The organism is Pseudarthrobacter sp. P1 (assembly GCF_050156935.1).
Taxonomy (GTDB): Bacteria; Actinomycetota; Actinomycetes; order Actinomycetales; family Micrococcaceae; genus Specibacter.
Map to the genome: position 1 here is coordinate 1,340,824 of NZ_CP189584.1, position 26,440 is coordinate 1,367,263.

Below are 26,440 nucleotides of genomic sequence, written 5' to 3' on the forward strand. Positions count from 1 at the left end.
TGGACGGCGTATGCCGTGCTGAGACCTGCCTGCGGGAAGCATCAGCGGCCCTCCTAGCAGGAGGTTGTCAGCTATCAGCAGGGCCGGTTTGATGAGTTCAGGGTCGTTGTTGCGCACTGAATTGACCCTGTCGATGACCACTCCGGGATCCAAGTGTGGTTCGGGCATGGAGTCCAGCAACGCGCGCACGTCGGCTTCGGAGGTGGTTTCGGGGTCCAGCCAATCGGTGTAAAGGTCCGGTGGCACGATCAGTGCCCCGTAAAAAGCGTTCCCGGCGTCAGAATCATCATCGCCGTACAGCATCCAATCCCGCAATAATTTGTTGGCGAAGCCCTCGAACCCGGTCATTCCACCGCAATCCCTCACCTGTTCGGCCACTTTCGATCCGGCGCCGACGGGATGAATGGATCGCCGCAGGCAGCTTTGCGGACCTCGAGCAGCTGTGCCTGGACACTTACGACCGGATCGTGGTCTGAATTTGACGGACCTGGCCGTGGACGGCTGCCTAGTCAAGGCCCCCTGCAGCAGCGAGGCCGCTGGCCGTTCCCCGATGGACCGCGGAAAAGAAGGCACCAAACGCTCCCTACTGGTCGACGGGACAGGCATCCCGCTGGGTACCATGGTCGCGGCGGCGAACCGGCACGACTCATCCCTGCTCCGCCCGACCCGGGAAACACTCTCACGCTTCGGGTTCCACCTGCCCACAATGATTACCGTACGCTTGGACGCCGGCTACGACACACGCAAAACCCATGAACTACTTAATGAGCGTTGTTCCAGCCCGTGATGAATTGCCGGATCTTGCGCATCAGGTCCGTCACCGAGGTGAATGTGCCGCGGTGGATGACTTGGCGCTCGATGTTCCAGAACCAGATCTCGACCATTTTCAGCCACAATCCCCGACGTGGGCGTGAAGTGGACGTGGATGCGCGGGTTCTCCGCCAGCCACGACCTCACGTTGGCGTGCTTGTGCGTGGCGTAGTTCTATGTTGGCCTCCGGATTATGCAGACCCATAGGTTGCTGGCCTCTCGTTTCGGGGCGTAGCGCCGGAAGGAGTCGGCATAATCGGGGGCGGCACACCAGCAAGCACTGCCAACGGCCGAGGACTCGGGAGTAAAATGGTAGACACGGACGGCGGCAAACACGGCCCGACTGCGGGGATCACCATGAACCTGTTTCGCAGAATTCGCACTCGAACCTCAGACGGCATCGAAGGGTTCGGAAGAGGAACCCACCTTTTTCAACCGAAAACCAACGCAATCGACGACCTTCGACAATGGCGAAAATTCCCGGAAATACGCTGATTTTGACAGCAACGACACCACTTAAGATCCACGTCATGGGATTCTCTTGGCCGCGGGTTCGATTCCCGCCCGGGGCACCACATGGCCCTGACCTGCGGTTTTGTCCCGCAGGTCAGGGCGGGAACGGGCCAACTCACGTTTTTGAACGAAAACCTGGCCACGATATCTGCGCCGTGAGCACCCGAAACGGGCCCACGTCCTGCCCAAGCTCTTCCCAGACCGCCCTGCAAAGCCTCCCGAAAGCTTTCAAATGCAGTCATTGTGCGCCAAGGCGGGCCAGCTGCACATGGACCCAATTATTTGGGCCTCCGATCGGTGTTCTGGCCGGTTCCGAGGACGCATCCCAACGAGCCCACGAGCCCACGGCCAGCTGTCTTCCGTCACGTTGTTTGTCGATTGTGACGGCAGAAACAGCCTTTGAGACTTCCACTCGTTTCCACGTACTGCCACGTCAATAGACTCATTTCATGAGTGAGACTGCCGCCAATTCCGTGACCCTTCGCTTCCTAGCGGCCCCCACCGATGTCGGACACAGCGGCTCCGTGGATGCCGGCACCGTGCTGGAGTGGGTGGACAAGGCAGCCTACGCCGCCGCGGTGGGCTGGGCCAAGTCCTACTGTGTGACGGCCTATGTGGGCAACATCCACTTCGCGGCCCCTGTCAACAGTGGCGACATGGTGGAGGTGGAGGCAACTATTGTCTACACCGGCCGGTCGTCGATGCATATTCGCACGGTGGTGTCCTCGGGGGACCCCAGGGGTGGAATCCCCACCATGCGCAGCCAGTGCATGGTGATCTTCGTGGCCGTGGGCGAGGACGGCAAACCCGTCCCGGTGACACCGTTTGAGCCTGCCACGCCGGAGGAGATTCAACAGCGTGATGACGCCGTGGCCCGGATCAAAGTCCGGGAAGAGATTGTGGCGGCCATGAAGGCCCAGGAATATACCGATGCAGGAACTGCCGAGCGCGTGGTCTTGAGATTCATGGCCGCACCCACGGATGTGAACTGGGGTGGCAAGGTTCACGGCGGGATTGTGATGAAGTGGATCGATGAAGCCGCCTATGTGTGCGCATCACGATACTGCGGCAATGACACCGTGGCGGTGTTCTCCGGCGGCGTCCGGTTCTACCGGCCACTGCTGATCGGCCACGTGGTGGAAGTGGAGGCCCGGCTGGTCTACACGGGAACGAAGGGCATGCACATCGCCGTCCATGTCCGATCGGGAGATCCCAAAGGACGCGAGATGGACCTGACCACCTACTGCCTGACCGTGATGGTGACACGGGACGACGCCGGCAACTCGGTGCCAGTTCCGCCTTGGGTTCCCGTTTCCGAGGAAGACAATCGCCTGCACGACCATGCCCGGGATCTGCTCGAAATCCGCGGCCGGGCGCCAGGAAACAGGCTCCCCAACCACCTGTTGCCGGCTGGAAGCCCGACGACTCCAGGCAAGACGGTGGGGACCGTTTCGTTCTAGTGGCCGGAAGCGGTCCGTGTGCATCTGCGGGTTGCTCCAGTGACCCAGGTAAGTTCTAGGCGTCAGCGCTCTTGGTATCAAGGTGGGGACTTATTGGGCGATGTGCCGCAAAACGTTCCGTATGACCAACCGTGATGAAGGACCCTTTGGGCCTCCTCCCGCCGCGCGTCCACTAGATGCCTCCCCCGCCGGTTCAGACCGTGCGGGCGTACTGGGTGATAACAACGCGGACGGCCTCGCGACGGGACGCCAGGCCCGGCCGCCCGGAGACAAGCCCTGTGGCGTCGGATCGAGCCCTTCCAAATCCAGGGCATGGGCGAACAGCCCGGCTGCCGGGGTTTGGTGGGGACATCCGGGAATGGTGCGCAGTTCGATGTGCAGCCCCCTCTGTCTCGGAGGATGCGGGCGCCGTACCCATCGGATAACTTCCCGGGGAAGCAACGAAAGCAATCCCCGGAACCCGCGCACCGCACAATCACCCGCACCGCAGCCCGTCACGGATGGCAGCCCAGCGCTGCCGGCAGGCACATTCCTGAAGACGCGTTGCCTTTTCTGAATATGTTCAGAACAGTGGATGCATGAGCACCGTTACCACCAGCCGCACCGCCAACTCCTCGGACCTCTCCAGGAATCCGGCACAGGTCTTCCGCGCGGCGGATGAAGGCCCCGTGACCATCACCCGCCGCGATGGCGAACCCTTGACACTCCTGCGCTCCAGCACGGTGGAACGCGAACACGAAGCCCTCCGGCTGGCGGCAAGCCTGGTCGCCGCCTCGCTCGCTTCCGGGGAAACAACCTTCGCCGAACGGCTCATGGGCCCGTTCCCTTGGCTTGACTTCCTGCCCAGCGACCAGCGCGAGCAGTTCGCGGCCGAAATCGTTGACGTCTCACGGGCCTGCGCATCCATCTCAAGTTTCGACAGGCTGTTTGTCGTGCTGTCCGAGTGGACGGCGACGGCGGAGGCGGTCGCCTCGGGCTATACCCCGGACACCTAACTCGACTGGCTGGACGACGCCGAGAATGTTGACGGTCCCCGGGCAGGGCAGTGAACCCCACGACGGAGGCAGTCCCCCGCCCCTTGCGCCGCAACGAGTATGCAATCGCCTTCGGAACGTCAACGCCCGCAAAGGGTGGGTCGAGGTCCTCGCCGTCCAGCGCAATGCCGTGGTCTCCGCGTGGGAACGCCTCACCAGCAATCCCCTCGGGGACGACACCACGTGCCACGGCATGAAGGGCGACCTCGAATCCGTTCCGCACCAGGGTGCCAACCACGGCCGGCAATACGAGCTATCCAACGGCGCCAGGATCTGGTTCTACGTCCAGGACCGGACCGTGGTCCTCGTTGACGTCCACACCCACCACCCGAACGCCACCAAGTAACAGCGGGGCTTGTAGCGCACACCTAGCTCCAATGCCGTTCACTTAGGGTTCTTTGGTACTCGTTTGAGCGGCCGGTTCGACATCGTCCGTTTGACCACGCGGGGGCTGGTGCCGGCGCGGGGGCAGGAGTTCGTGCAGGATTTCCCGGCAGAAGACGGCGAAGGCCTCAGCCAGGCGTTGAGGGGGAAAAAGCCGGGCGCCCGGCAAGGGAACGCTTGGCTGCCCGGAGGGTCCGTGTGAAGGAGAACCGCAGCGGGTCCTCCTCGAAGTGCCGGGCGACGCTCCCGATGAGGGAGCGGATGGCGTAGTGCACGCACAGGTGGCCGTAGATTTCCTGCAGGACCCCGCCGGGGGTTTTGGACCCCAGCACCATCCCCGGCCCGCGCTGGCGGGTCTTGAGTTCGTCGAAGCTGGACTCAATTTCCCACCGTCTGGCATACGCCCCGGCGAGGTCTTGTGCCGGTGCCGCCTCCGGGTCCAGGAGGGTGGTGATGAGGCGGAAGCCGCTGACCTCCTCCCCGGTGGTGACCGTGTATTCGATGACCCGCACCCGGACCGGGTCCGTGTCCTTCCTCCTGTCCTTGGGGCTGGCATAAAGGTCCGAGAGGTAGGACCCGTCGGCCAGCTCCTCAACGACGGGCAGCAGGTTGGAGGCCTTGACCCGCCACAGCAGCGCCGCCCCGGTTCCGGCACTGTCCGTCCAGGCGGTGTAGGAGAAGAATCCCCGGTCGGCCATCAGCAGCATCGAGGCATCCAGGTCCGCCTGCAGGGCCGGATACAGGTCGTGCTCGGAGGTGGAAAGCCCGGCGACCACGGCCGAGAGGACCGCGTGCGTGCCACATTCGACCAGGCCGAGCACCCGCGCCTGCGGGTAGGCGCTCTTGAAGTCCGTCGTCGTGCCCGGACGCCCGTAGGCGCGTTCGTTGGCCGGCGTGTCCGCCAGGTCCAGGGTGGTCCCGTCCACGGCCACCAGCCGCCACTTTTGTAGAACCCGGGCCCGTCCGGTGCCGCGAACGGCGTCGCCACCTCGGCGAACAGCTCCGCCATCACCGTGGAGCCCAGCCGGGTGCGGGCCTTGAAGATCGCGGCCTTCGTCGGCATCTGCCATTCCCCGAACCGGCCCGTGAGCCACTCCATCCCGGCCAGCAGCGACCGCATCACCTCCTCGTACGACCCGGCCGAAAACAGCGCCAGGGACATCACGTAGTAGACCATCAGCCGGGAGGGCAACAGCCGGGTGCGCTGCTCGGCGGCCCCGGTCCGCTCAATCACCGCATCCACCACATCCGGCGGAAACACACCGATCGAGACGTGGTCGCTCAACCGCTCGGGACCCTCGCGTGTCACCCCGCCACTGCGCGCCATGCCGAAAGATTAACAAAAGGAGCCTAAGTGAACGGCATTGCACGTAGCTCCCTGTTTCGACAACGGCCGTCAGGGAAAAGCCGGTCAAGTTTTACTCGCGTTTTTCACCCAAAAACAACGCCCATCGATGGCATGCCAACGTGCCTGGAATTGCACTTATACCCCGGAAATCCGCGGAAAACGGCGTTTCCCAGCAACCAACAACACATCTGGCCAAAGTTTCTCTTGGCCGTCGGTTCGAGTACGACCCGGTGCAAAAAACGCGCCTCTGACCCGCGACGATGTTTCGCAGGTCAGAGTGCGTAAACCTATGCGTGGGGGGATCAGGCCTTTGCGCCAGGTACTCCATCGGACCGGCCAGCTGGGCCGTAGACCGCGACAGATCTTCATCACCTGAGCTGACTTCCGTGACATCCGATGGGAGCCCCTGAGTCCGTTCCCCGCGCGATATTTTCAGGGTCCCCATGACGGGCCGTGTGACAAGTGCCATAGTCGTCATATGGACCTGTTGGACAAGTTGGACAGCTGGACAGCTGGACAGCTGCAAAGGATCGAGTCGTACGAGTAGGCGCGGCCGAAGCGGTCTTCGCATCCCTCCGCAGCGCTATCGAAGGCGGCAAGATCCCTGTCGGCACCCGCCTCGACTCGGAGGCCTCGCTTGCCAAACAGTATGGCGTGAGCCGCACGATGGTCAGGGAGGCGCTGCGTTCATGCACCGCATTGGGACTTACGGCCACCCAAACGGGTAAGGGCACGTTTGTCATGGCTGACAAGGTGGCCCAAGACCTCAAACTCGGCAAATATTCGGCCAGTGCGCTCGTTGAAGCCCGCCCCCACGTGGAAGTGCCGGCCGCGGGCCTCGCCGCCCAACGCCGCAGCAGCGAAGACCTGGAGGCTCTTCGGGAAATCCTTCGGGAAATGTCCGAGGAGGACGATCTCCAGCAGTGGGTGCTTTTGAACACTGAGTTCCATGTGACCATCGCCCGGTGCAGCGGCAATGGCGTGTTCGAATCATTCCTGTCAGACATCTGCGACGCCATGGCTAACCAATCAAACACCCTTAACCTCGTGGCTGACCGGCGCAAGGAATCGGGTCAGGAGCACGCCCGCATTTTCGCTGCCATCGAGAGTGGATCAGTCGAGGAAGCATCCCAGGCCATGAGAATGCATTTGCACGGCGTTGAATACGCCCTGGGCACCATCGTTCCCGGAAGCGGTAGCTCCAGAGCCGGCCATACGCGCTAGATCCTAACCCCCGAATTTCACGCTCCCTACCCCTCCTGCTGCAATCGCGGCAAGCCCTCCGCGGCCTCCTTGCCGGGAACCACCATGCCCACCGAGCCGGCTGCGGCGTCATTCAGGCCTGCCCTGGTCCCACCATTTACCGTCCAAACCCGTCAACGAAGCCCTGTGAGGACCCAATGACCATCGCCCTTACCGCCCCGGACACCCGCTCCGAACACGACCTTCTCGGCGACCGGGATGTTCCCGCCGACGCCTACTGGGGCGTCCACACGCTGCGGGCGGTGGAGAACTTCCCCATCACCGGGCAGCAGCTCTCCAGCAACCCCAACCTCATCCGCGGCCTGGCCATGGTGAAGATGGCCGCCGCCTTGTCCAACCAGGAGCTCGGGCTGCTTGATGCCGGGCTCGCCCGAGCCATCGAGGAGGCATGCACCGACGTCATGAACGGCAAGCTCAGCGAGAGTTCGTGGTGGACGTGATCCAGGGCGGTGCCGGGACCTCCTCGAACATGAACGCCAACGAGGTCATTGCCAACCGTGCGCTGGAAATCCTCGGCCATGCCAAGGGCGACTACGGGCACCTGCACCCGAACGACCATGTGAACCTGAGCCAGTCCACCAACGACGTCTACCCGACGGCGGCCAAGGTGGGCACCATCTTTGCCGTCCAGGCGCTGGGGGCCGCGATGGCCGTGCTGGCCGAGGCCTTCGCCGCCAAGTCCACCGAATTCCGCGATGTCGTGAAGATGGGCCGCACCCAGCTCCAGGACGCCGTGCCCATGACCCTGGGCCAGGAATTCGGCACCTACGCCGTCATGATCGGCGAGGACCGGGCACGCCTGGCGGAGGCCGCGCAGCTGGTCCACGAAATCAACCTGGGCGCCACGGCGATCGGCACCGGGCTCAACGCCCCGGCCGGCTACGCGCAGGTGGCCTGCCGCCACCTGGCCCAGATCAGCGGCCTGCCGCTGGTGACGGCCCTGGACCTGATCGAGGCCACCCAGGACGTGGGCTCGTTCGTCCAGCTCTCCGGCGTGCTCAAGCGCATCGCCGTGAAGCTGTCCAAGATCTGCAACGATCTGCGCCTGCTATCCTCCGGCCCGCGGGCCGGGCTGGGCGAAATCAACCTGCCGCCCGTCCAGTCCGGGTCATCGATCATGCCCGGCAAGGTCAACCCGGTCATCCCGGAGGTGGTGAACCAGGTGGCCTACGAGGTGATCGGCAACGACGTCACCATCACCATGGCCGCCGAGGGCGGGCAGCTGCAGCTCAACGCCTTTGAACCGATCATCGTGCACTCCCTCACGGGCAGCATCCTCCACCTCGAGGCGGCCTGCCTGACACTGGCGGAGCGCTGCGTCCGCGGCATCACGGCCAACGTCGAGAAGCTGCGCCTGAGCGTGGGGCAGTCCATCGGGCTGGCCACGGCGCTCAACCCGCGGCTGGGCTACGCCGCGGCCACGGCCATTGCACAGGAAGCCCTCGTCACCGGCAAGGGCGTCGCGGAGCTCGTGCTCGAACACGGGCTGCTCAGTGCCGAGCAGCTCACCGAGCTCCTCAGCCCGCACCGCCTGGCCAACCTCACCAAATAACCTCCGCAGACACACCACCCCACCCGACCAAGGAGCAGGGGCACGCCGCCGTGCCCAAAAATCCCGACCGACTACAGAGAAAACGGCACTCGATGGCGAGGACCGTTCCAGCACCGGGCCACCAACCCCGGCCTCTACCCAAGGACTGACTATGAAAAACAAATCAACGATGTTGATCCTGGCAGCGCTCGTGTTCGGAATCGTCAGCGGTCTGCTGTTCCACTGGCTGCTGCCGGTGGACACGCGCGGATCCGTCGTGGCGGTCCTTGACACCGTGACGCACATGTTCTTGAACCTCATCAAGATGATTATTGCCCCGCTGATCTTTGCCACCCTCGTCTCCGGCATCGCCGGAGCGGCCAAATCCGGCGGGGTGGGCAAGCTCTTTGGCCGCTCGATGGTCTGGTTCCTGTCCGCCTCCGTCCTGGTGGGCGCGTTCGGATTCATCATGGCGCATGTACTCAACGTCGGTGCCGGGCTCCACCTGATGCCGGGAGGCGACGCGGGGATGGAAACGAAACCCCTCGATTACCAGGATTTCATTACCCACATCATCCCCACGAGCGTCTTCGCCGCCCTGGCGGCCAACAACCCCCTTCAGATCCTCGTATTCGGCGCTCTCTTCGGCATCGCGCTGCTGAATCTTCGGAAGAAGGGTCGCTCCTCAATAGCGGATGCCATCGATGAACTGATGGGCGTCATGCTGAAGGTCACCGGGTATGTGATGCGGGTAGCACCCGTCGGCGTTTTCGCCGGCATCGCAGCGGCATTCACCGCCCAGGGTCTCGATGCGTTTGCCACTTACGCGGCATTCATCGGCGGTTTCTATGTGTCCCTCTCGGCCCTGTGGGTCATCATGGTCGCCGTCGCCGTCGCTTTCCTCGGACGGGCGGCCTTCCGGCTGGTCCGGATAGTGCGTGAACCGATGGTCATCGCGTTCGCCACTTCCAGCAGTGAAGCCGCCCTGCCCAAGCTCATTGAAGGCCTGACCAAGTTCGGCATCGAGAAGCGCACCACCGGTTTCGTGCTGCCACTGGGGTACTCGTTCAACGTGGACGGCTCCATGATGTACATGACCTTCGCGTCGGTCTTCCTGATCAACGCCTATGGCATCAACATGGACCTTGGCCAGCAGATCGCGATGACCGCAATGCTCCTGCTCAGCAGCAAGGGCATGGCCGGCGTGCCGCGCGGGTCACTCGTCGTCGTAGCCGCCGTCGTCCCTGCCTTCGGTATCCCCGCCGCCGGAATTGGTGTCCTGCTGGTAATCGACCAACTCCTGGACATGGGACGCACCGCCACCAACATCCTTGGAAATGCCATCGCCACCGCGGTCATCGGCCGGAAGCACGACAAGTCCACTTCCTTCGTGGAAGCGTCGCGCGCGGAGGCCTCCGAGGATGCGAAGGTCACTGAAGATAACAGGGAACCCGAGCGCGTTCCGAGCCACTGACCGGATCCCGCCCGGTCAACCTATTTTAGCCAAGGAACCTACCCTCACACCGGCTGCAAGGCCATGGCCAATGACCGCTGGCTTTGAAGTCCAGAGCCCGATGGACGTGCGCCGCATTGAGCGGGAGGAAAGGGTGAGAAGCGCACCGGTCAGATCACAAATCATCGACTACCTGCTAAGCCATGGTGCAAGCAAAGTAGCTGACATCAGCGACGGCATCGCGTCCTGGCGGGGTGCAGTCAGATGCCATCTGGCAGGGCTGGAGAACGCCTCGATCGTCCGTTCCAACATTTCCCCCGGAGCCAGGGGCCGGCTCACGGCCTTCTACGGCATCACTCCTGGGAAAACGGGGTCGGACTCCTAGACTGACGGCGCTGACTGCCATGTTTGAGGACGACGGCGGGACCTCCCGCCGTCGTCCTCTGTACTCTTGCGGCCGGAATCTCATGCCCCCACGAGCCAGGGAGGATCAGCGGCTCCGCACGGTCGCCAACTGCCGGGGAAAGCGCTGCGCGCCGGAACGCCGTTCGCCCATTCCGAACAGATTCAACCGGAGAAACACCACGTTTGATTCCCAACTTGCTGACACTCGTGGGGTTGGGCAGCAACATATGTCTGCCGTGAGGCGATCCCGTCTCCTGGAGCAAAGCTGTAGCAAGCACGCTTCCGATACAATTCGGCCGGCTCGTTCAATGTCAGAAGACGAGTGCACGGATGTCCGAAACCGGGTGCACCATTCTTGCCGGCGCTACTGGTTCCGCACCGATTCACTGCCACGGAGTCATCACAGGTCCTTGGAACCGGGACAGCCTACCGGTGCATGGTCACTTTTGGACGCGTTGGCGGTAGTGCCGTGGGGTCTTACCTGCGTCGTTGAGGAAGTGCCTGTTGAAATTGGACAGGTTCGAGAAACCCACTTCGTAGCAAATGTCGGAGATGGGTTTGTCGCTGCGCTCCAGCAGGCGTCGCGCATGGGCTAGACGAAGTTTTCGCACCAGATCACTGAAGTTCTGGCCGGTGGAGCGTTTGAAGTATTTGGAGAACGTCGGTTCGGACATTCCCACCAGGGCCGCGGCCTCGGACATCTTGACGGTACCGGCATGATGACTGAACACGTACTCCGGGACGATGTCCACCACGGCCGCGGCCTGGCCGTCCAGTTGCGGTCTGAACCAATCCTCGGCAAGGTAGCGCCGTTCTTCCTGCGGTGTGCGCACAAGAATCGCGAAGAGTTCCAAAAGGTGGTGGAGCCGCTCCAACCCGGCGGAGGCACCCATCGCCTCGATGGACGCAGCCGCGGCCTCGGCGGACTGCCCGAGGAATTCGATCCCGCGGGCGGACTGTTCCAGCAGGGGTTTGATCTCGGCCAGTTCGGGAACAATGGATGCTGCCTGCTGGATCCATTTTCCGTCGAACTGGATCACCGCGTCCCGGTTCTTCAGCACTTCTCCTGGCTCCAGGTCGCTGACCCAGTCGTGTGGCAGCCCCGATCCCATCAGCGAAACATGCCCGGCCTCAAACGTGCCGATGTGGTCGCCCACAATGAATTTTCCGGTGCCTTTCCGGATCACGTGGATCTCGTACTCGGGGTGGTAGTTCCAGCGTGCCAGCGGGCTGGGATAGTCATGTTCGGTCCAACGGACCGAATGGCTGGGATCAGGCGGAATGACCTCCCGGTTGGCGCGCATGCCCAGCAGCCGTTGGGCAAGCCTGGCCGTTGCTCCGTCGGCAGTGTCCACGGAAGTCATGGGAATCCCCGTATGTCAGGGTTTATGAAATCTGGACAGCGCCCAGGGGCCCTCCCCCAGATTAGCGCCTGCCACAGGGAACGGTTGCGGAAAATAAGTATCAGAAATCGGCAACCAGGGCGCTAGTTGTGCCCCGTGCCTCACGCCTAATCTTGAGGAACATCAGCGCGGCTCATCGGATTCCCGGTCATGGGCCCCGCTCCAGTCCAGCACTTCGACACAGCAGTCGAGGCGTGGTGGCTGTGCACCCCCTGAAGAACAAGGGAGTCCTCAATGCGCCCGAAAATACGCCCCGCCTCACTGGCCGCCGGCGCCCTGTGCATCGCACTTTCCGCCTCGGCCTGTGCAGGTGCCGGCGGAGGCAATTCCGCTGGAAACCCGAATAGCATCAACGTCCTGATGGTGAACAACCCCCAGATGGCGGACCTGCAGCGGCTCACCGCGGATAACTTCACCAAGGAAACCGGCATCAGGGTCAACTACACGATCCTGCCGGAGAACGATGTCCGGGCAAAGATCAGCCAGGAGTTCTCCAGCCAGGCCGGTCAGTACGACGTCGCGTCGCTGTCCAACTACGAGATCCCCTTCTATTCCGCCAACGGCTGGCTCGCACCGCTGGACGAGGTGGCCAGGGACCCCCAGTTCAATCAGGCCGACATTCTTCCGGCCTACACGGCCTCTCTTACCGGCGAGGACGGCAAGCTCTACGGCGAACCGTTCTACGGCGAATCGTCCTTCCTGATGTACCGCAAGGACATTCTGGACGCCAAGGGCCTGACCATGCCGGCGAAGCCCACCTGGGATGAGGTCGCGGACATAGCAGCGAAGGTCGACGGCGCAGTCCCGGGAATGAAGGGCATCTGCCTGCGCGGCCAACCGGGCTGGGGCCAGGTCTTCGCACCACTGACCACGGTGGTGAACACCTTTGGCGGGACCTGGTTCGACAAGGACTGGAACGCGGAGGTCAATGCCCCGGAATTCACCGCAGCCGTCGAGTTCTACACCAAACTGGTCCGTGAGCACGGCGAGGCAGGGGCGGCCCAGGCTGGCTTCACCGAGTGCCTGAACAACATGAGCCAGGGCAAAACAGCCATGTGGTACGACGCCACCTCCGCCGCAGGGGCCCTGGAGGCCGACTCATCACCCGTGAAGGGAAAGATCGGCTACGCCCAGGCCCCGGTAAAGGACACCAAGTCCTCCGGCTGGTTGTGGACCTGGTCCTGGGCTGTGCAGGCGGCCTCAAAGAAGCAGGATGCTGCCGGGAAATTCATCGCCTGGGCCAGTTCGAGCCGATACGAGGAATTGGTCGCATCCGAGCTCGGCTGGGCGAAAGTTCCCTCCGGCAAGCGCATCTCCACCTACGAGAACACCGAATTCCAGAAGGCGGCTCCGTTCTTCGAGGCTGAACGCTTCGCCATTGAATACGCCGACCCGAAGAACCCCGGCGCCCAGAAGCGTCCCGCCGTCGGCATCCAGTTTGTGGGCATTCCCGAGTTCGCTGCTCTGGGCACCACCGTCTCCCAGGGTGTCAGCTCAGCCATCGCAGGCCAGGGCACCGTGGCCGACGCACTGGCCAAGGGCCAGGAAGCCGCACAAAAAGTCGGCAACAAGTACAAGTAGCCATAACCAAACCGCAGGAGAACATCATGACTACCGCAACAGCGCGCATCTCCCGGCCGGGACGCAATGCAGCCACACCTTCTAGAAACGCCCGGTCGCGGGAACGCGCCCTGGCCTGGGCACGGCGCGCACCCCTGCTTCCGGCATTGGTCTTCCTCATTGTCGTCACGCAGCTCCCGTTCGTGGTGACCCTGATCATCTCGTTCCTGAACTGGAACAGCCTCAGCCCTGGCAAGACCGCATTCGCCGGTTTGGAGAACTACGCCACGGTCCTCACCGACCCGGACCTCCGCCAGGCAATCTTCACCACCATCCTCCTCACCGTCTCGGTGGTTCTGGCGAGCCTGGTCATCGGGCTGGGCCTGGCACTGCTGCTGGACAAGAAGTTCATCGGCCGCGGTCTGGCACGGACCCTACTGATCGCCCCTTTCCTGGTGGTGCCCGTAGCCGCGGCCCTCATCTGGAAGCACGCCCTCCTCAACCCCACCTACGGGCTGATCAACGGCATCCTGACCTGGGTCTGGTCCCTGTTCGGCAGCGCCACGCCGCCCCAGGCGGACCTCCTGTCCCAGGCTCCTATGATGGCCGTCATCGTCTCGCTCGTCTGGCAGTGGACGCCCTTTATGATGCTCATCCTGCTCGCGGGCCTGCAGTCACGTCCCATGGACACCGTGGAAGCGGCCCAGATGGACGGCGCCACGCCATGGGCAATCTTCCGGCACCTCACACTGCCGCACCTGCGCCAGTACCTGGAGCTGGGCGGACTGCTCGGAGCCATCTACATCGTGCAGAACTTCGACGCCGTGTTCACCCTCACCGCAGGCGGACTGGGCACGGCCAACATGCCCTACGCCATCTACCAGACGTTCTACTTCGCCAACGAATACGGCCTGGCGTCCGCCGCCGGCGTCGTATTGGTCATCGGCACCATCATCGTGGCAACATTTGCCCTCCGCACCGTCTTTTCGCTCTTCAAGAAGGAGGCAGCACGATGAGCACGCTCACTCATGCCGCACCCCGTAGGACAACCACCGGCCCCACCGTTCTGCACACCGGTTTCCGGCGAGGCAAGTCACGCATGGACCCGACGCGCAACAACACCGCCGCCGGCATCGCGGCCTGGCTGCTCGCCCTGATCTTCGCAGCCCCCGTGATGTGGATGATCCGGACCTCCTTCCACTCCGAAACCGACGCAGCAACGAACCCGCCGTCCATCGCCGCGAACCTCACCCTGGACGCGTACAGGGAGTTCTTCGGGGAAACGTCCGGCGTCAGCCCGTGGCCGTCCCTGATCAACTCGGCCACCGCTTCCATCCTGTCCACGGTCCTCGTCCTGGTCCTGGCCATCCCCGCCGCGTATGCCCTTTCCATCCGGCCGGTGAAGAAGTGGACCGACGTGATGTTCTTCTTCCTCTCCACGAAGATGATGCCCGTGGCGGCTGCGATCCTGCCGCTCTACCTGTTCGCCAGGACGGTCGGGGCCCTTGACAACATCTGGTTCCTGATCCTGATCTACACGTCCATGAACCTCCCCATCGCGGTCTGGATGATGCGGTCCTTCCTCGCCGAGGTACCGGTCGAAATGCTCGAAGCCGCCCAGATCGACGGTGCGGGCTGCTGCTGACCCTGAGGAAGGTCGTCGCCCCGGTGGCCATGCCGGGCATCGCCGCGACAGCGCTGATCTGCTTTATCTTCAGCTGGAACGAACTGCTCCTGGCCCGGGTCCTCACCGGCGTCGTCGCGGGAACGGCACCGGTCTTCCTGACCGGCTTCGTGTCAGGCCAGGGACTGTTCCTCGCCAAGGTGTGCGCAGCCGCCGTCGTGATCTCCCTCCCGGTGCTGTTCGCCGGCTTCGCCGCCCAGGACAAACTCGTCCAGGGCCTCTCCCTCGGCGCCGTCAAATAGCGGCCCCCTTCCACTCCGATCCCTCAAGGACTACGCCGATGGCAACCTCAACCACCCACTCCCCGGCGCTCGGACAGCCCGAACTCCCGGCCACCATGCGCGCTTCCGTCCTCAAGCGCCAGGGCGAGATGGCCATGGAAACCCTGCCCCTGCCGCATCTGGACGCCGACCAGGTCCTGGTGCAGGTGGCCGCCGTCGGCGTCTGCGGCAGCGATGTCCACTACTACGAGCACGGCCGGATCGGCGGCTATGTGGTGGACCACCCGCTGATCCTGGGCCACGAACTCTCCGGACGGATCGCCGCCGTCGGGACCGCCGTTGACCCCGCCCGCATCGGCAACCGCGTCGCCGTCGAACCCCAGCGCCCCTGCCGCACTTGCAAGCAGTGTAAGGCCGGCCGCTACAACCTGTGCCCGGACATCGGGTTCTACGCCACCCCGCCGGTCGACGGCGCCTTCGCCGAATACGTGACCATCCAGTCCGACTTCGCCTACGACATTCCGGACAGCGTCAGCGACGAGGCGGCCGCCCTCATCGAACCGCTCTCGGTCGGTCTCTGGGCCTGCGAGCGCGCCGAGATCAGGCCCGGCAGCCGGGTCCTGATCGCCGGTGCCGGCCCGATCGGCATCATCGCGGCCCAGGCCGCCCGCGCATTCGGCGCCACCGAAATCTACATCACGGACATCGCCGAGGACCGGCTCGCCTTTGCGCTGCAGCACGGCGCCACGCACGCGCTGAACGCCAGGACGGACAGTGTGGAAGGGCTCGACGTCGATGCGTTCATTGACGCTTCCGGCGCACCCCAGGCGGTCCGTTCCGGAATCAAGGCCGTCGGGCCGGCCGGCAGGGTCATCCTCGTCGGGTTGGGGGCAGACGACGTCGAACTTCCCGTCTCCTTCATCCAGAACCGGGAGATCTGGCTCTCCGGCGTCTTCCGTTACACCAACACCTGGCCGCTGGCCATCCAGCTTATCGCCGACCGGAAAGTGGACCTGGACATCCTGGTCACCGGCAAGTTCGCCCTCGCCGAGTCCGAAGAAGCACTCAAAGCGGGCAAGCAGGCAGGCCAGCTCAAAGCCGTGGTCTACCCGGGCCGCTGACAACTCCCGCCACACGGTGACAACAGCAACCAACGTTCACTACCAAGCTGCAAGGAAGCACACATGCCGCCACACGAGGACAGGCACCGGCCCAAGGCCTCCCACAACGGGGCATTGGTCACCGTCATTGGCGAATCGCTCGTCGACATCATCGATGATCCGCACCGGAGTGGCTTCAAACCTGAAACCCATCCCGGCGGCAGCCCGCTGAACGTTGCCGTCGGGTGCGCGCGCCTAGGAGGGCGCTGAACAAGGGGCAATTCGGGGCCGCGGGTTTGGCTGTCGCACCTTTCCGGGGCCTTTGGCGGCCCGCTGGGGGTCTCCTTTCTGATCGCCGGAGATCTGGTTCGTGATTTTTGCGGGCCTTGTACCTCCGTTCGTGGCTCCCCGCGGCTGGGATTTGGCCCAGGACCGGGGTGGGGGCCCTTTCCGGGTCTTATCCCAGGGCCCAGGCCCCGTTGTGGCGGGTGAGGCCCAGTTTCAGGAGTCGCCGGAGGTTCAGCGCGGCGGTGCGGACCTGCAGCCAGGCGTTGTTCTTTTCAACTCCCCGGTATCTCAGGGCCCGGTTGCCTCCGGCGACCAGCCAGCCGATGGACCGTTCCACCAGGGGCCGGTGGGCCCGGTAGTCGTGCCGGAACCCGGGCTCGAGGGCGGCGGCCCGGTGGGCGCGCTGGCGGGCGTGGTGGACGGTGATGACGACCTTGCGCCCGCCCTTGGCCGTGGTGCATTTCTCCCGCAGCGGGCAGGCCTTGCAGGCGGTGCCGAAGTTCACGTTGCCTCTGGCGCTGATGGTGCGCACCTCACCTTTGGGGCAGGTGAGCGTGTTCTTTGCTTCGTCGTGGGTGAAGTCGTCCAGGTCGTAGCCGCCGGGCACTGCCGGGCGCAGCGGCCTGGGCTTGACCAGCCCCTGGTGCCCGGCCCCGTCGAGGTGTTCGAGCATGGGCCCGGAGCCGTAGGCCGAATCGCCAAGCATTTGGTAGTCAACCTCCGTATCCTTCATGGTCGGATCGGCGGCGGCCAGCCCGATTCCGGCCTCCGCGTCGCTGGAACCGGGGCCGGCGGCCCGGGTCATCACGGCGCTGGTGTAGAGCCCGGTTTCCGGTTCGGCAATGATGTGTCCCTTGAACCCGTCCATCATCACCGAGCGGGACTTGTGCGCGTGCCTGGCCTCGGGATCCACGATGGAGACCATCCGGTCCCGGGCGACCTTCCGGGCGATCCGCCACCGCCCGTCGGTGCCGTCGGAACCCTCGGCCGGCTCCACGTCCTGGCCCGAAACCAACGCCAGCAGCACGTAGGCCTGCGCCTGCGGCGAGTCTTCTTCCAGGGTGTCGGGATCCACCGCGCCAAGCAGGGCCAGGGCGTCGGTGACCAGCCCCGAGACCAGGGCGTCCTTCGCTTCCTTGTCGTCCCAGGCGATGTCCGGCTTGCCCACGTGCGAGTAATCGTAGGAGGTGGCATGGACCGCCATGAGCGTGGCCCCGTGCTCCATGGCCCTGCCGAAACGGCGGATCACGGCAATCAGCTGGGTGATGGTGTCCTGCCGGGCCACCGCATCGGCGAACACGGTCGAATCCACCGCCCGGCGGTGCCGGCCGGTGAGGACACCGGTCGCGGTGATGACCTGGGCGACGGCTTCGGTGATGCGGTGCGGGTTGCTGCTGCCGCGCAGGCGGTTGCGCCAATGCACCAGCGCCGTGGGATGGAACGCGGTCTCGGTCAGCCCGTACCCGCAGGCGGCCTTCCACCGCAGGTCAAAGGTCAAGGCTTCGGCGGCGGCCCGGTCCGAGAGACCCTCCAGGGCCTGCAGGACCAGGACGGTGCCGATGACCGCGGCCGGGATCGAGGGCCTGCCCCGGGTGGAGGGAAACAGGTCCTCCATCATCGAGTCCGGGAAAAGCTCCGAGCGGTGCCCGGCCAGAAACGCGTAGGCACTCCCCGGGGCCAACAGCTCCCCGGCCAGCGCCTCCACATCCAAATACCCGCGCTGGGCCTCTTCAATTCCTTGCATGCATCCAGTCTTAAGGACCAGGACCCGAAGTCCAGCAGGCGCGCCTTAAACCACCCAAATTGTTCAGCACAGTCCTAGGTCTCCGTACCAACCTCGTCACTCACTTCGCCGACGACCCCCACGGGCTGATGGTTGCCGGGCATCTGGCGAACAACGGCGTCGGGGCCATCGTCGGCGGATCATTGCCGACATCAACAGCCCTGGCGACCTTGGAACCGGGAGGCGCCGCCCAATACTCGTTCTCCATCAGCTGGGACATCAATGGGGCCTCCATACCGGCCCTGGCCTCGGTGGAGAACTCGATCCATGTCCACACCGGATCCATCGGAACGGTGCTTTCCCCCGGCAACACGTCGGTGCGCGGGCTTATCGAGGCCTCCCGCGCCCACGCCACCGTCAGCTACGATCCGAACTGCCGGCCCGCCACCAGCCCGGACGTTGCCGGCGCCCGCCACCAGGCAGAACATTTTGTCGCCGCCAGCGACATCGTCAAAGCCAGCGACGAAGACCTGCGCTGGCTCTACCCCGACCGGACACAGGAGGAGACCATGGCCGCATGGCTGGACCTCGGGCCAGCTCTGATCGCCCTCACCCGCGGCGCGGACGGCCCCGTGATCCTGACCAGGGGCGGGCGCGTGGAGATGCCGGGGGAATCAATCACCGTGGCGGACACCGTCGGGGCCGGTGACTCCTTCATGGCAGCTCTCATCTCCGGACTCGCGCAGCTGGACGCCCTCGGCACCCCCGCCCGGGAACGCCTTCATGCCCTCACCGCGGAGGACTTGCAGGCCCTGGCCGCCTATGCGAACAAAGCCGCAGCCATAACCTGCTCCCGCCCGGGCGCCAATCCACCCGCGTCAACCGAGCTGGGGCCCTTGACGGGATCCTTGGCCTCACCGGAAGGCCAGCCTGTGGCCGGGCGACCCTGACCCCGGGCTGCCCGACGATGGCGATGGTTTTCACTGCGCTCACCTTGCCGTGAACCTGAACCGACTCCTGCCCGACTCCTGCCCGGCTCCTGCCCGGCTCCTGCCCGTGACGGTCGAATAGTGCGCTGTTTCGCTGGCCGTTCCGGGAGGAACGATGACTCCGAACGGTCATCAGTTGCCTCTGAACGAGTCTCCCGCCTGAACTCCATTGGTCGATGCTGAATGGGTTCAACCGAATCGACACCACGCAGGATGCCCAACGAGCCGCCTCATCGGGTTGAGCAGCAAGACAGGCCACAGAGTCAACGAAACCCGGGGCAGTTCCTAGTGCTAATTCCGACTCGCAACCTGGCGCGTCTTGTCCCCCTGACGCGAGCCCTTTCATGAGTCTCGTCGATCCCTTGCGCCCCCCGGCCGCGTTTGTAGACTGAACGGGAATCCACCAATTCGGCTGGCACGGGACGGGAACGACAATGGCCACTTTTCGCGAACTCCACCACACCGGGGCGCCACTCCTGCTGCCCAATGCGTGGGACGTCGGATCCGCCCTGGCATTTGCGGCGGCCGGCTTCCCCGCCGTCGGCACCACCAGCTTTGGCATTGCGGCAAGTGCCGGCCTGCCCGACGGCGGCCGGTCCAGCAAGGCGGCAACCGCCGCCCTGGCGGCGCAGCTGTGCCGCCTGCCCGTCTACGTCACGGCGGACATTGAGGACGGCTATTCCGACGACCCCGCCGAGGTTGCGGAATTTGTGGCCCAGCTGGCAGCCCTGGGCGTGGCCGGGATCAACCTGGAGGACAGCAGGGACGGGCATCTGGTGGATCCGGCAGCCTCTGCCGCCAAGATTGCCGCCGTCACGGAACGCACTCCGGACGTGTTCATCAATGCCCGGGTGGACAACCTATGGTTTGCCGAAGAAGCCACGGTGGACGCCGTCCTGCTCCGTGCCCGTGCCTACGCCGACGCCGGGGCGGACGGGATCTTTGTCCCCGGACTTGCGGCCCCGGAGGACATCCGGAGCATCACGGCCGGGATTGGGCTGCCGGTCAATGTGCTGGCACACCCCTCGCTGACTGTTGCCGAGCTCGGGGAATTGGGGGTCCGGCGCGTGAGTTCGGGCTCCCTGCCGTACCGCGCAGCAGTGGACGCGGCCGTGAACATTGCCAACGCCTTGCGCGACGGCAAGGCGCTGCCGGCAGCCACCCCCTACTGGGAAATGCAGGAGCGCCTCGTGGCATTCAGTCAGGGCATCGCGGGCTGACCGCCGTCGGCGTGAACCCGAAAGCAACGACGGCGGCACCCGGGAACACGCCCGGCCCACCAGGTTTCGGCTCCGCTTCGCTGCGCTCAACCAGCGGAGTTCGGTGGTCGAGCGCAGCTGTCAATACGCTAAGGCATTACGGGGCGGGGATGGGGAAGAAAACCCGCGGATCCTGCAGCAGTGCCGGGTAGTCAAAGTCCCTACGGTCCATGATCTTGCTGACTTCGAAGTTGCGGCCAAAACGGCCGTCGTCGAGCGTAATCGGGCGGCCCTGCAACTTGCCCAGCGCGAACTTCGCGCCCCCCTCCAAGGGGATCAGCACCGTGGTGTTGCCGGGGACCGTCCGGAAGGCCTCGTCCTGGAGCTGGCGGTTGCGGGTGGGTTTCTTCACCAGTTGCTTGGGCACCTTGCGGGCGCCCTTGGCTGCCGGGCGCCGCGACTTTTCATCGGCGTAGACGAATTCGTAGCCGTCCGCCTCGGCGCTCACGGGTTTGGGCTTGCCCACTGCCGGCATACCGACCTTGTCGATCTTTTCCGGGTCGACGTCGTCCAGCGGCGCGCGCAGGACCCAGACGAAGTCCTCGTCCGGGTCTTCGGGCAGGAACTCATGCCGGGGCTCGGGCCAGAGGAGCTCCAGATCCGTGGGGGTGCCGGCGAAGGCCTCCGCGTAGAAGTGCGGGTCCTTCTGGAGCAGCTTGGAGCGATGGCTCAGGTGGAAGTCGTGATCACCCAGCCACGGCGGCATGGGGATCTTGTCCACATAGGCGGGGTGGGCGGCCTGCGGGGCGAATTCCTTGATGCTGTCCCGGGTGTTGTCCGGGTTGCCGCGGGCGATCCACTCGTCCGCCATGGCCAGGCCGTACATGGTGAGGGCCGGGACGTAGCCCATCCACATGCGGATGGCGGGGTGCGACTGTCGGCCGTAGCCCGGAATCACCAGCGCACGAAGAGCCTGCAGCGCTTCAACACGCTGCTTGCCGAGCCTGGCGGTGTCCAGTGCGGCGGCACTCTGCTGGAAATCGGAGTATGGGAGGTAAGTCTGCATCCATTCAGTCTGACGCCCCGCGCGCCATGTGCCAATTGCAATACCCATTCAGCGGTGGAGACTTACCACACAGACTCGCGGCTGGCGTGCGGAATTGCGTGGCGGCAACTGTCCCCGGCTTCGCTTGCAGACGCAGCGTTCCAAGCGGGAGGGAAGGATCAGGACGGACGGTGGGAAGACTGGCTGGCCCCACCAGTGAGCCGTGTCAGGACCAATTCCAGCGGAGGCCAGGTGCCGCGTCCACGGCGGGTGCGAGCGTAGGCCCGCAATCGTACGTCGGGTCTGGTGAGGGGCACGAGGGTGATGCCGGCTTGGGTATGGCGGTCTGCCGGAAGCAGCCCGATGCCCATTCCGGCAAGAATGAGGTCTTCGACGAGGTCGAGGGTGTCCGCCTGGTGTCTTACCCTGGGGTCGTACCCGGCCATGGATCCAATGATCCGCAGTACGTCCTCGTCGGCACGGTTGCGGGAATTGCCGATCCAGTCGTGGCCTCGAAAATTGTTAAAGACCGCGAGGGCATCCCCGTCGGTCTTCGGGCCATCGTGGGTCTGCACGGCCAGGCTCCACGGGGTGGACCACAACGGGAGGGAGTCGAGTGCTGCGTCGGATTCGGCTGGTGCCAGGTTGTAGTCGTAGGTGAGGGCAAGGTCCACCTCCCCCGCTGCCAGCAGCGCCAGCGCGGCGTCCGGCTCATGCTCTTTCACGATCACCCGCACCTGAGGATGGCTGGCGGTGAGCTCGGTGACGATTGGCATGAGACTCTTGCGGATCGCAGTGACGAAGCCGGCAACACGGACGGTGCCTGCGGGCTCGGCGTCGGGGTCGAGATCGGCGTGTGCGGCCTCCACCGCGGCAAGGATGGGCCTTGCGTGCTCTGCCAGGCGCCGTCCGGCCGGAGTCAGCCGGACACCCCTGCCAGCGGGTTCCACCACGGCGGCGCCAATTTCCCGGGAGAGCATGGCAATCTGCTGGGACACGGTCGAGGTAGTGGTGCCCAGCGCATCGGCGACGCCACGCATTGAACCGACGCGCGATAGCTCGAGCAGCAGTGGCAGTCTTCGGGTCTCCATGGAGTTCATTGTGCATGATTCTTGAACGGAATGTTGCGGATTATCACGTGGACGCGAACAGAGCGGATACTGTCTACTGGCCTTATGAGTCCAGCCCTCCAGCCAGCCCGCGTCGGTACATCCATGGCTCTGGCGGCCATGGTCAGCGTGCAGTTGGGGCTTGCCGCGTCCGTGGGGATAGCAGGCCAGATCGGTCCGGAGGGTGCGGCCTGGCTGCGTTTGGCGTGGGCCAGCATCATCCTGGTTGCCGTCGGCCGCCCTTGGCGGTCGTCGTTTACCCGTTCATCCTTGCTGACCTGCATTCTCCTGGGGATCGCCACCGGCGCAATGACCCTGCTCTTCATGGCTTCCGCGATGCGGATACCCCTGGGAACCGCCAGCGCGCTGGAATTTCTCGGCCCGCTGGCCGTAGCGGTGGTCCGCGGCCGGGGACGGGCACGGTTGTGGGCGTTCTCCGCCGCGGCGGGAGTGCTTCTGCTCACGGAGCCGTGGCACGGCGCGGCCGATCCGCTGGGTGTGCTGCTGGCGCTGGGCGCCGGTGCATGCTGGGCGGGATACATCCTGCTGACCCAGCGCGCCGGTGACCAGCTGGCGGGCCTGCAGGCCCTGGCCGTGTCCATACCTGTCGCCGCCGTCGTCGCAACCCTCGCGGCAGGTCTCACCCTGATCAGCCACATCGACTGGCAACTGCTGCTCGTCGGCATCGCGCTGGCGCTCCTGTTGCCCGTGGTTCCGTTCAGCCTGGAACTGCTGGCGCTGCGCAGGCTGACCGCAGCCTCCTTCGGAACCCTGATGAGCCTTGAGCCGGCCATCGCTGTGCTCATCGGAGCCACCGTCCTCGGCCAGGTCCCCCGCATCAGCGCCCTGGCAGGAATCCTGCTCGTGGTCGCAGCCGGCGTCGGTGCGGCCCGCACTGGGGCACGCCCGCAGGAAACCGGAACCGTCAAAGCCCAGGCCGTGGATGTCCAATGCCGCCAGGCCGATGAGGGGCATGCCTGAGGGCCGCACAAGGAAACACCGCGACGTACAACTTCAGCAGTTCCCCGCTGCCGCGACATTCACCATGCCGCGGCGGCAGGCGGCGTTGGTGGGTTGCTACACAGGGAAGACCCCGTGCCAGAGTGCCTGGGCTGTGTGTGGCGCGGGATCCTCCCTGTCCAGGCGGTGAGGCCTAGCGACTACTCACCTGGCCGAACAGCTTCGCGATGGGCGCCAGCACGAGCGGGCGGGCGGCGTACCACCCGGCCACAGTGATGGCGATTGCGGCCGCGAAGAGCCAGAACCCGACCCAGTTGACCACGTCGGTGCCGCCGAACATGTGGTTCAGGTTGCGCAGCGCGCCGGTCGAAAACACCAGGAACACGTGGATGAGAATGAACAGCACGAAGAACAGCATCGTCGGGAAGTGGACCGCGCGCGCGGCCTCCACCGGATAGATCTTGTTCAGCGTCTTCGCGTTCTTCGGCCAGAACTCACTCAGGCGCACACCCGTGACCGCCGCGAGCGGAGCCGCGATAAACACCACGAGGAAGTACATGATCTGCTGCAGGCTGTTGTAGTTCACCCAGCCGGTCTCCACGGGCCAGTCGAGTGTCATGTACTGCAGGAGCGCGGAGAGCGCGTTCGGGAACACCTCCCAGCTGGTCGGGACGATGCGCATCCAGCGGCCCGAGGCAAACAGCAGCACCACGAAGATGAGCCCGTTGGCCAGCCACAGAATGTCGAGCGCCTGGTGCAGCCACAGGTTGATGCTGACCTTCTTGCCACCGCCCTTGGGCGTCCAGAACGCCGGCGGCTTCGCCTGGGTGCGCACCTGGTAGCCGGATCGAATGATGAGCACGATCAGGAAAAGGTTCAGGAAGTGTGCCCACTGCGCCCACCACGGGAAGCCGGGCTCGGCCGCATCGGGCAGGCGGTACTCGCCGGGGTACCTCTCGAGGAAGGCTGGCACGCCCGGCAGTGTCGTCACTCCACGCGCGGCGAGCACGAGAATCGCTGCAGCGGCCACAGCGCCAACCGCGAGGAGCGCGACGCGCCTGCTCCACTGGCCCAGTGTGCGCGAACCGTAGAGCTTCGCCTGGGCCTTTGGCCCCGCGGGCTTCTCGGTGGCGACGGGCCTGTCCATCGAGGCGGGGCCGGCCGTGGCTGCGGGTTGCTTCGCGGCGACGGGCGTTGCCGCCGAGGCCGGGGCGGGAACGACGGCGGATGCCCTCACTGGCGCCGAGGGCACCGGCTCCGCAACGGCCGCCACAATGCCGGCAGCAGGAGCGGGGGCTAGTGGGATGTGTTCCGGCTCTGCCTGCACCGCCGGGACGGGAACGACGGCGGGCGCGGCGGCGACGGGGGCCAGTCCGGCCGGCGGCCACGGTTCGCCACCGGGGACACGGGGAAGCCCGCGGCGAAGCGGGGTTGTTCCCGTCGCCAGCGTGGCGGATGGGGTGGCAGGAACATCTGCAGGTGCAGGCAAAGCCGTCGCTGCGGGCACCGTCGACGCAGCAGCATCCGCGGCGGGCGCGGGCGTGGCGGCAACGGGCGCGGGCGTGGCGACGGCCACGGGAGAACCGGACAGAGCCGCCGCTGGTACCACAACCTCCCCCACTGGCGGCCAAGGCTCACCGCCCGGCACGCGTGGCAGGCCACGGCGCAGCTGCCGCGCCACCGTGACGCCCAGGTTAACCACGACGTCTGGGTTCACTGTGGCGCCGCCGTCCGCTTCAAGGACTGGAACGGACAACACCGCCACGGCCGCCACCTCCGGGGTAGCAGCAGGGATGGAGTGCGCAACGGCCACCTGCCCGGCGTCGGCCGCGCCCACCGCGGGAACAGACGCCGACAGAGTTGCCCCTTTTTCCGCAACCAGGTGTGCGGGCGACTGGCCTGCTGGAGGCCAGGGGTCGCCACCTTCGACGCGCGGCAGGCCCCGCCGAATGGACCGAGACAGAGGTGCCATCATTACTTCTTCCGAGCCTCAAGTGCGCTGATCAGCTGGGGCACGACCTTGAAGAGGTCGCCGACCACACCAAAGTCGGCGATCTCGAAGATCGGCGCGTCCCCATCCTTGTTGATGGCGACGATCGTCTTGGCGGTCTGCATGCCAGCCCGGTGCTGGATCGCGCCGGAAATGCCCAGCGCGATGTACAGCTGTGGTGACACGGACACCCCGGTCTGGCCGACCTGGAGCGACGGCGGGATGTAGCCTGCATCCACCGCGGCACGCGAGGCACCAACGGCGGCGCCGAGTGCATCGGCGAGCTGTCCAACGAGGGCGAACTGTTCCTCCGACCCGAGGCCGCGGCCACCCGCCACGACTTTCGCGGCACCACGCAGCTCCGGCCGCGAGGAGGCGCCCACTGCCTCCTCGAACGAGTCGATCCGCGCCGCCGGTTTCCCGGAGCCCGCCACGGCCAAGGCCTCCGTCAACTCAGGCTGAGCCGTGGCACGCGCCTCGATGGAGCCCTGGCGGACGGTTATCACCGGCGCCCCAAACGTGGATGTTGACGTCACGTTGTAGGCACCGCCGTAGACGGAGTGGTGTGCCACGACGCCCTCGTCATCACGTGCCACACCGATGGCATCGGCGGAAACCGCTGCATGCGAACGAGCAGCGTAACGGCCGGCAAGGTCGCGCCCATTCAGCGAATGCGAGATCAGGATCGCGTCCGGCTGCACCCGCTCCACGGCGGCGGCAAGCGCGTCAACGCTCGGCACTCCGAGCACGGAAGGATCCGCAGTCTCCGCGATCAGTACGCGCGTGGCCCCAAGGACTGCGGCCTCCGCGGCGGCAGTTCCAGCGCCGGGTGGGGCAAGTACCAATGCAACAGGTGTGCCAACTTCAGCGGCAGCACCGAAGAGGCCGGCGGCGGCCTTCTCGAGCCCACCGGAAGCCTGGGTTTCGACGACGACGAGGATTGCGTCACGAGGGAATTCAGTCATGTC

Annotated in this window: 19 protein-coding genes and 5 pseudogenes; 16 read left to right on the forward strand and 8 right to left on the reverse strand. The window is 65.2% G+C overall.

The features are described from left to right. Positions 1-364: 364 nt before the first annotated feature. Positions 365-769 (forward strand): annotated as a pseudogene (locus ACQCSX_RS06370) (transposase); the annotation flags it as partial. On the opposite strand, the gene ACQCSX_RS06375 reads toward ACQCSX_RS06370, so the two are convergent. After that, positions 762-884, reverse strand: coding sequence for a hypothetical protein (locus ACQCSX_RS06375; RefSeq protein ID WP_427018202.1), 123 nt, complete (start codon positions 882-884; stop codon positions 762-764). The pseudogene ACQCSX_RS06370 and the gene ACQCSX_RS06375 sit on opposite strands and share 8 nt — an antisense overlap. Positions 885-1,772: 888 nt before the next feature. On the opposite strand from ACQCSX_RS06375, the gene ACQCSX_RS06380 reads away from it, so the two are divergent. The 3 genes from ACQCSX_RS06380 to ACQCSX_RS06390 all read left to right on the forward strand — a co-directional run bounded on the left by ACQCSX_RS06380 (position 1,773) and on the right by ACQCSX_RS06390 (position 4,163). Continuing rightward, positions 1,773-2,783, forward strand: coding sequence for an acyl-CoA thioesterase (locus ACQCSX_RS06380; protein WP_427018203.1), 1,011 nt, complete (start codon positions 1,773-1,775; stop codon positions 2,781-2,783). 578 nt (positions 2,784-3,361) lie between these two features. Then, the gene (locus tag ACQCSX_RS06385; protein WP_427018204.1) at positions 3,362-3,778 is read left to right on the forward strand and encodes a type II toxin-antitoxin system Phd/YefM family antitoxin; all 417 of its coding nucleotides are present in this window, start codon (positions 3,362-3,364) and stop codon (positions 3,776-3,778) included. A 25-nt stretch (positions 3,779-3,803) separates the two neighbouring features. Then, entirely contained in the window at positions 3,804-4,163 is a 360-nt protein-coding gene (locus ACQCSX_RS06390; protein ID WP_427018205.1) for a hypothetical protein, read from the forward strand. A 166-nt stretch (positions 4,164-4,329) separates the two neighbouring features. Here ACQCSX_RS06390 and ACQCSX_RS06395 read toward each other — a convergent pair. Next, positions 4,330-5,528: pseudogene (locus ACQCSX_RS06395) on the reverse strand (IS4 family transposase). Positions 5,529-6,134: 606 nt separating this feature from the next. On the opposite strand from ACQCSX_RS06395, the gene ACQCSX_RS06400 reads away from it, so the two are divergent. The 4 genes and pseudogenes from ACQCSX_RS06400 to ACQCSX_RS06415 all read left to right on the forward strand — a co-directional run bounded on the left by ACQCSX_RS06400 (position 6,135) and on the right by ACQCSX_RS06415 (position 10,181). Beyond that, complete coding sequence (locus tag ACQCSX_RS06400; protein ID WP_427018984.1) at positions 6,135-6,773, forward strand: FadR/GntR family transcriptional regulator; 639 nt, start codon at positions 6,135-6,137, stop codon at positions 6,771-6,773. Between the two features lie 176 nt (positions 6,774-6,949). Then, positions 6,950-8,364 (forward strand): annotated as a pseudogene (locus tag ACQCSX_RS06405) (aspartate ammonia-lyase). Between the two features lie 151 nt (positions 8,365-8,515). Beyond that, positions 8,516-9,817 carry a dicarboxylate/amino acid:cation symporter gene (locus tag ACQCSX_RS06410; protein ID WP_427018206.1) on the forward strand — a complete coding sequence of 434 codons (1,302 nt, stop codon included), beginning with the start codon at positions 8,516-8,518 and terminating at the stop codon, positions 9,815-9,817. A gap of 133 nt (positions 9,818-9,950) precedes the next feature. Then, positions 9,951-10,181, forward strand: a complete 231-nt coding sequence (locus ACQCSX_RS06415; RefSeq protein ID WP_427018207.1) for a hypothetical protein — start codon at positions 9,951-9,953, stop codon at positions 10,179-10,181. 460 nt (positions 10,182-10,641) lie between these two features. On the opposite strand, the gene ACQCSX_RS06420 is transcribed toward ACQCSX_RS06415, so the two are convergent. Then, positions 10,642-11,565 carry an AraC family transcriptional regulator gene (locus ACQCSX_RS06420; protein ID WP_427018208.1) on the reverse strand — a complete coding sequence of 308 codons (924 nt, stop codon included), beginning with the start codon at positions 11,563-11,565 and terminating at the stop codon, positions 10,642-10,644. 273 nt (positions 11,566-11,838) lie between these two features. Between ACQCSX_RS06420 and ACQCSX_RS06425 the strand changes: the two genes are divergently transcribed. The 5 genes and pseudogenes from ACQCSX_RS06425 to ACQCSX_RS06445 form a co-directional block, all read left to right on the forward strand. Then, on the forward strand, positions 11,839-13,185 hold the full coding sequence (locus ACQCSX_RS06425; protein WP_427018209.1) for an ABC transporter substrate-binding protein: 1,347 nt from the start codon (positions 11,839-11,841) through the stop codon (positions 13,183-13,185). Positions 13,186-13,211: 26 nt separating this feature from the next. Continuing rightward, entirely contained in the window at positions 13,212-14,180 is a 969-nt protein-coding gene (locus ACQCSX_RS06430) for a carbohydrate ABC transporter permease (protein ID WP_427018210.1), read from the forward strand. Next, a pseudogene (locus ACQCSX_RS06435) lies at positions 14,177-15,090 on the forward strand (carbohydrate ABC transporter permease). Before ACQCSX_RS06430 ends, ACQCSX_RS06435 begins: the two are co-directional and overlap by 4 nt. Positions 15,091-15,128: 38 nt before the next feature. Then, complete coding sequence (locus ACQCSX_RS06440; RefSeq protein ID WP_427018211.1) at positions 15,129-16,190, forward strand: NAD(P)-dependent alcohol dehydrogenase; 1,062 nt, start codon at positions 15,129-15,131, stop codon at positions 16,188-16,190. Between the two features lie 114 nt (positions 16,191-16,304). Continuing rightward, a pseudogene (locus ACQCSX_RS06445) lies at positions 16,305-16,430 on the forward strand (carbohydrate kinase family protein); the annotation flags it as partial. A gap of 196 nt (positions 16,431-16,626) precedes the next feature. Here ACQCSX_RS06445 and ACQCSX_RS06450 read toward each other — a convergent pair. Next, positions 16,627-18,201 carry an IS1182 family transposase gene (locus ACQCSX_RS06450; RefSeq protein ID WP_427015623.1) on the reverse strand — a complete coding sequence of 525 codons (1,575 nt, stop codon included), beginning with the start codon at positions 18,199-18,201 and terminating at the stop codon, positions 16,627-16,629. A gap of 59 nt (positions 18,202-18,260) precedes the next feature. On the opposite strand from ACQCSX_RS06450, the gene ACQCSX_RS06455 reads away from it, so the two are divergent. Continuing rightward, complete coding sequence (locus tag ACQCSX_RS06455) at positions 18,261-19,130, forward strand: PfkB family carbohydrate kinase (protein WP_427018212.1); 870 nt, start codon at positions 18,261-18,263, stop codon at positions 19,128-19,130. Positions 19,131-19,603: 473 nt separating this feature from the next. Continuing rightward, the gene (locus ACQCSX_RS06460; RefSeq protein WP_427018213.1) at positions 19,604-20,389 is read left to right on the forward strand and encodes an isocitrate lyase/PEP mutase family protein; all 786 of its coding nucleotides are present in this window, start codon (positions 19,604-19,606) and stop codon (positions 20,387-20,389) included. Between the two features lie 136 nt (positions 20,390-20,525). Here the strand turns inward: ACQCSX_RS06460 and ACQCSX_RS06465 are convergent, their stop codons facing one another. Next, positions 20,526-21,434 carry an MSMEG_6728 family protein gene (locus tag ACQCSX_RS06465; protein ID WP_427018214.1) on the reverse strand — a complete coding sequence of 303 codons (909 nt, stop codon included), beginning with the start codon at positions 21,432-21,434 and terminating at the stop codon, positions 20,526-20,528. 158 nt (positions 21,435-21,592) lie between these two features. Beyond that, positions 21,593-22,504: a LysR family transcriptional regulator gene (locus ACQCSX_RS06470; RefSeq protein WP_427018215.1), complete on the reverse strand. Its 912-nt coding sequence runs from the start codon at positions 22,502-22,504 to the stop codon at positions 21,593-21,595. Between the two features lie 84 nt (positions 22,505-22,588). Here ACQCSX_RS06470 and ACQCSX_RS06475 point away from each other — a divergent pair, with 84 nt between their 5' ends. Then, positions 22,589-23,503: an EamA family transporter gene (locus ACQCSX_RS06475; protein WP_427018216.1), complete on the forward strand. Its 915-nt coding sequence runs from the start codon at positions 22,589-22,591 to the stop codon at positions 23,501-23,503. Between the two features lie 172 nt (positions 23,504-23,675). Here the strand turns inward: ACQCSX_RS06475 and ACQCSX_RS06480 are convergent, their stop codons facing one another. Together ACQCSX_RS06480 and ACQCSX_RS06485 are read right to left on the reverse strand one after the other, a co-directional pair. Beyond that, entirely contained in the window at positions 23,676-25,058 is a 1,383-nt protein-coding gene (locus tag ACQCSX_RS06480; protein ID WP_427018217.1) for a cytochrome b/b6 domain-containing protein, read from the reverse strand. A gap of 398 nt (positions 25,059-25,456) precedes the next feature. Further along, the gene (locus ACQCSX_RS06485) at positions 25,457-26,437 is read right to left on the reverse strand and encodes an electron transfer flavoprotein subunit alpha/FixB family protein (RefSeq protein ID WP_427018218.1); all 981 of its coding nucleotides are present in this window, start codon (positions 26,435-26,437) and stop codon (positions 25,457-25,459) included. Between the last annotated feature and the right edge of the window lie 3 nt (positions 26,438-26,440).

Bases quoted from the DNA above. Each gene is read 5' to 3' on its own strand.
- ACQCSX_RS06475 (WP_427018216.1), top strand. From the start codon at position 22,589: ATGAGTCCAGCCCTCCAGCCAGCCCGCGTCGGTACATCCATGGCTCTG.
- ACQCSX_RS06390 (WP_427018205.1), top strand. From the start codon at position 3,804: ATGTTGACGGTCCCCGGGCAGGGCAGTGAACCCCACGACGGAGGCAGT.
- ACQCSX_RS06465 (WP_427018214.1), bottom strand. From the start codon at position 21,434: ATGCAGACTTACCTCCCATACTCCGATTTCCAGCAGAGTGCCGCCGCA.
- ACQCSX_RS06450 (WP_427015623.1), bottom strand. From the start codon at position 18,201: ATGCAAGGAATTGAAGAGGCCCAGCGCGGGTATTTGGATGTGGAGGCG.
- ACQCSX_RS06430 (WP_427018210.1), top strand. From the start codon at position 13,212: ATGACTACCGCAACAGCGCGCATCTCCCGGCCGGGACGCAATGCAGCC.
- ACQCSX_RS06485 (WP_427018218.1), bottom strand. From the start codon at position 26,437: ATGACTGAATTCCCTCGTGACGCAATCCTCGTCGTCGTCGAAACCCAG.
- ACQCSX_RS06385 (WP_427018204.1), top strand. From the start codon at position 3,362: ATGAGCACCGTTACCACCAGCCGCACCGCCAACTCCTCGGACCTCTCC.
- ACQCSX_RS06420 (WP_427018208.1), bottom strand. From the start codon at position 11,565: ATGACTTCCGTGGACACTGCCGACGGAGCAACGGCCAGGCTTGCCCAA.
- ACQCSX_RS06460 (WP_427018213.1), top strand. From the start codon at position 19,604: ATGGCCACTTTTCGCGAACTCCACCACACCGGGGCGCCACTCCTGCTG.
- ACQCSX_RS06425 (WP_427018209.1), top strand. From the start codon at position 11,839: ATGCGCCCGAAAATACGCCCCGCCTCACTGGCCGCCGGCGCCCTGTGC.
- ACQCSX_RS06410 (WP_427018206.1), top strand. From the start codon at position 8,516: ATGAAAAACAAATCAACGATGTTGATCCTGGCAGCGCTCGTGTTCGGA.
- ACQCSX_RS06470 (WP_427018215.1), bottom strand. From the start codon at position 22,504: ATGGAGACCCGAAGACTGCCACTGCTGCTCGAGCTATCGCGCGTCGGT.
- ACQCSX_RS06380 (WP_427018203.1), top strand. From the start codon at position 1,773: ATGAGTGAGACTGCCGCCAATTCCGTGACCCTTCGCTTCCTAGCGGCC.
- ACQCSX_RS06375 (WP_427018202.1), bottom strand. From the start codon at position 884: ATGGTCGAGATCTGGTTCTGGAACATCGAGCGCCAAGTCATCCACCGC.
- ACQCSX_RS06440 (WP_427018211.1), top strand. From the start codon at position 15,129: ATGGCAACCTCAACCACCCACTCCCCGGCGCTCGGACAGCCCGAACTC.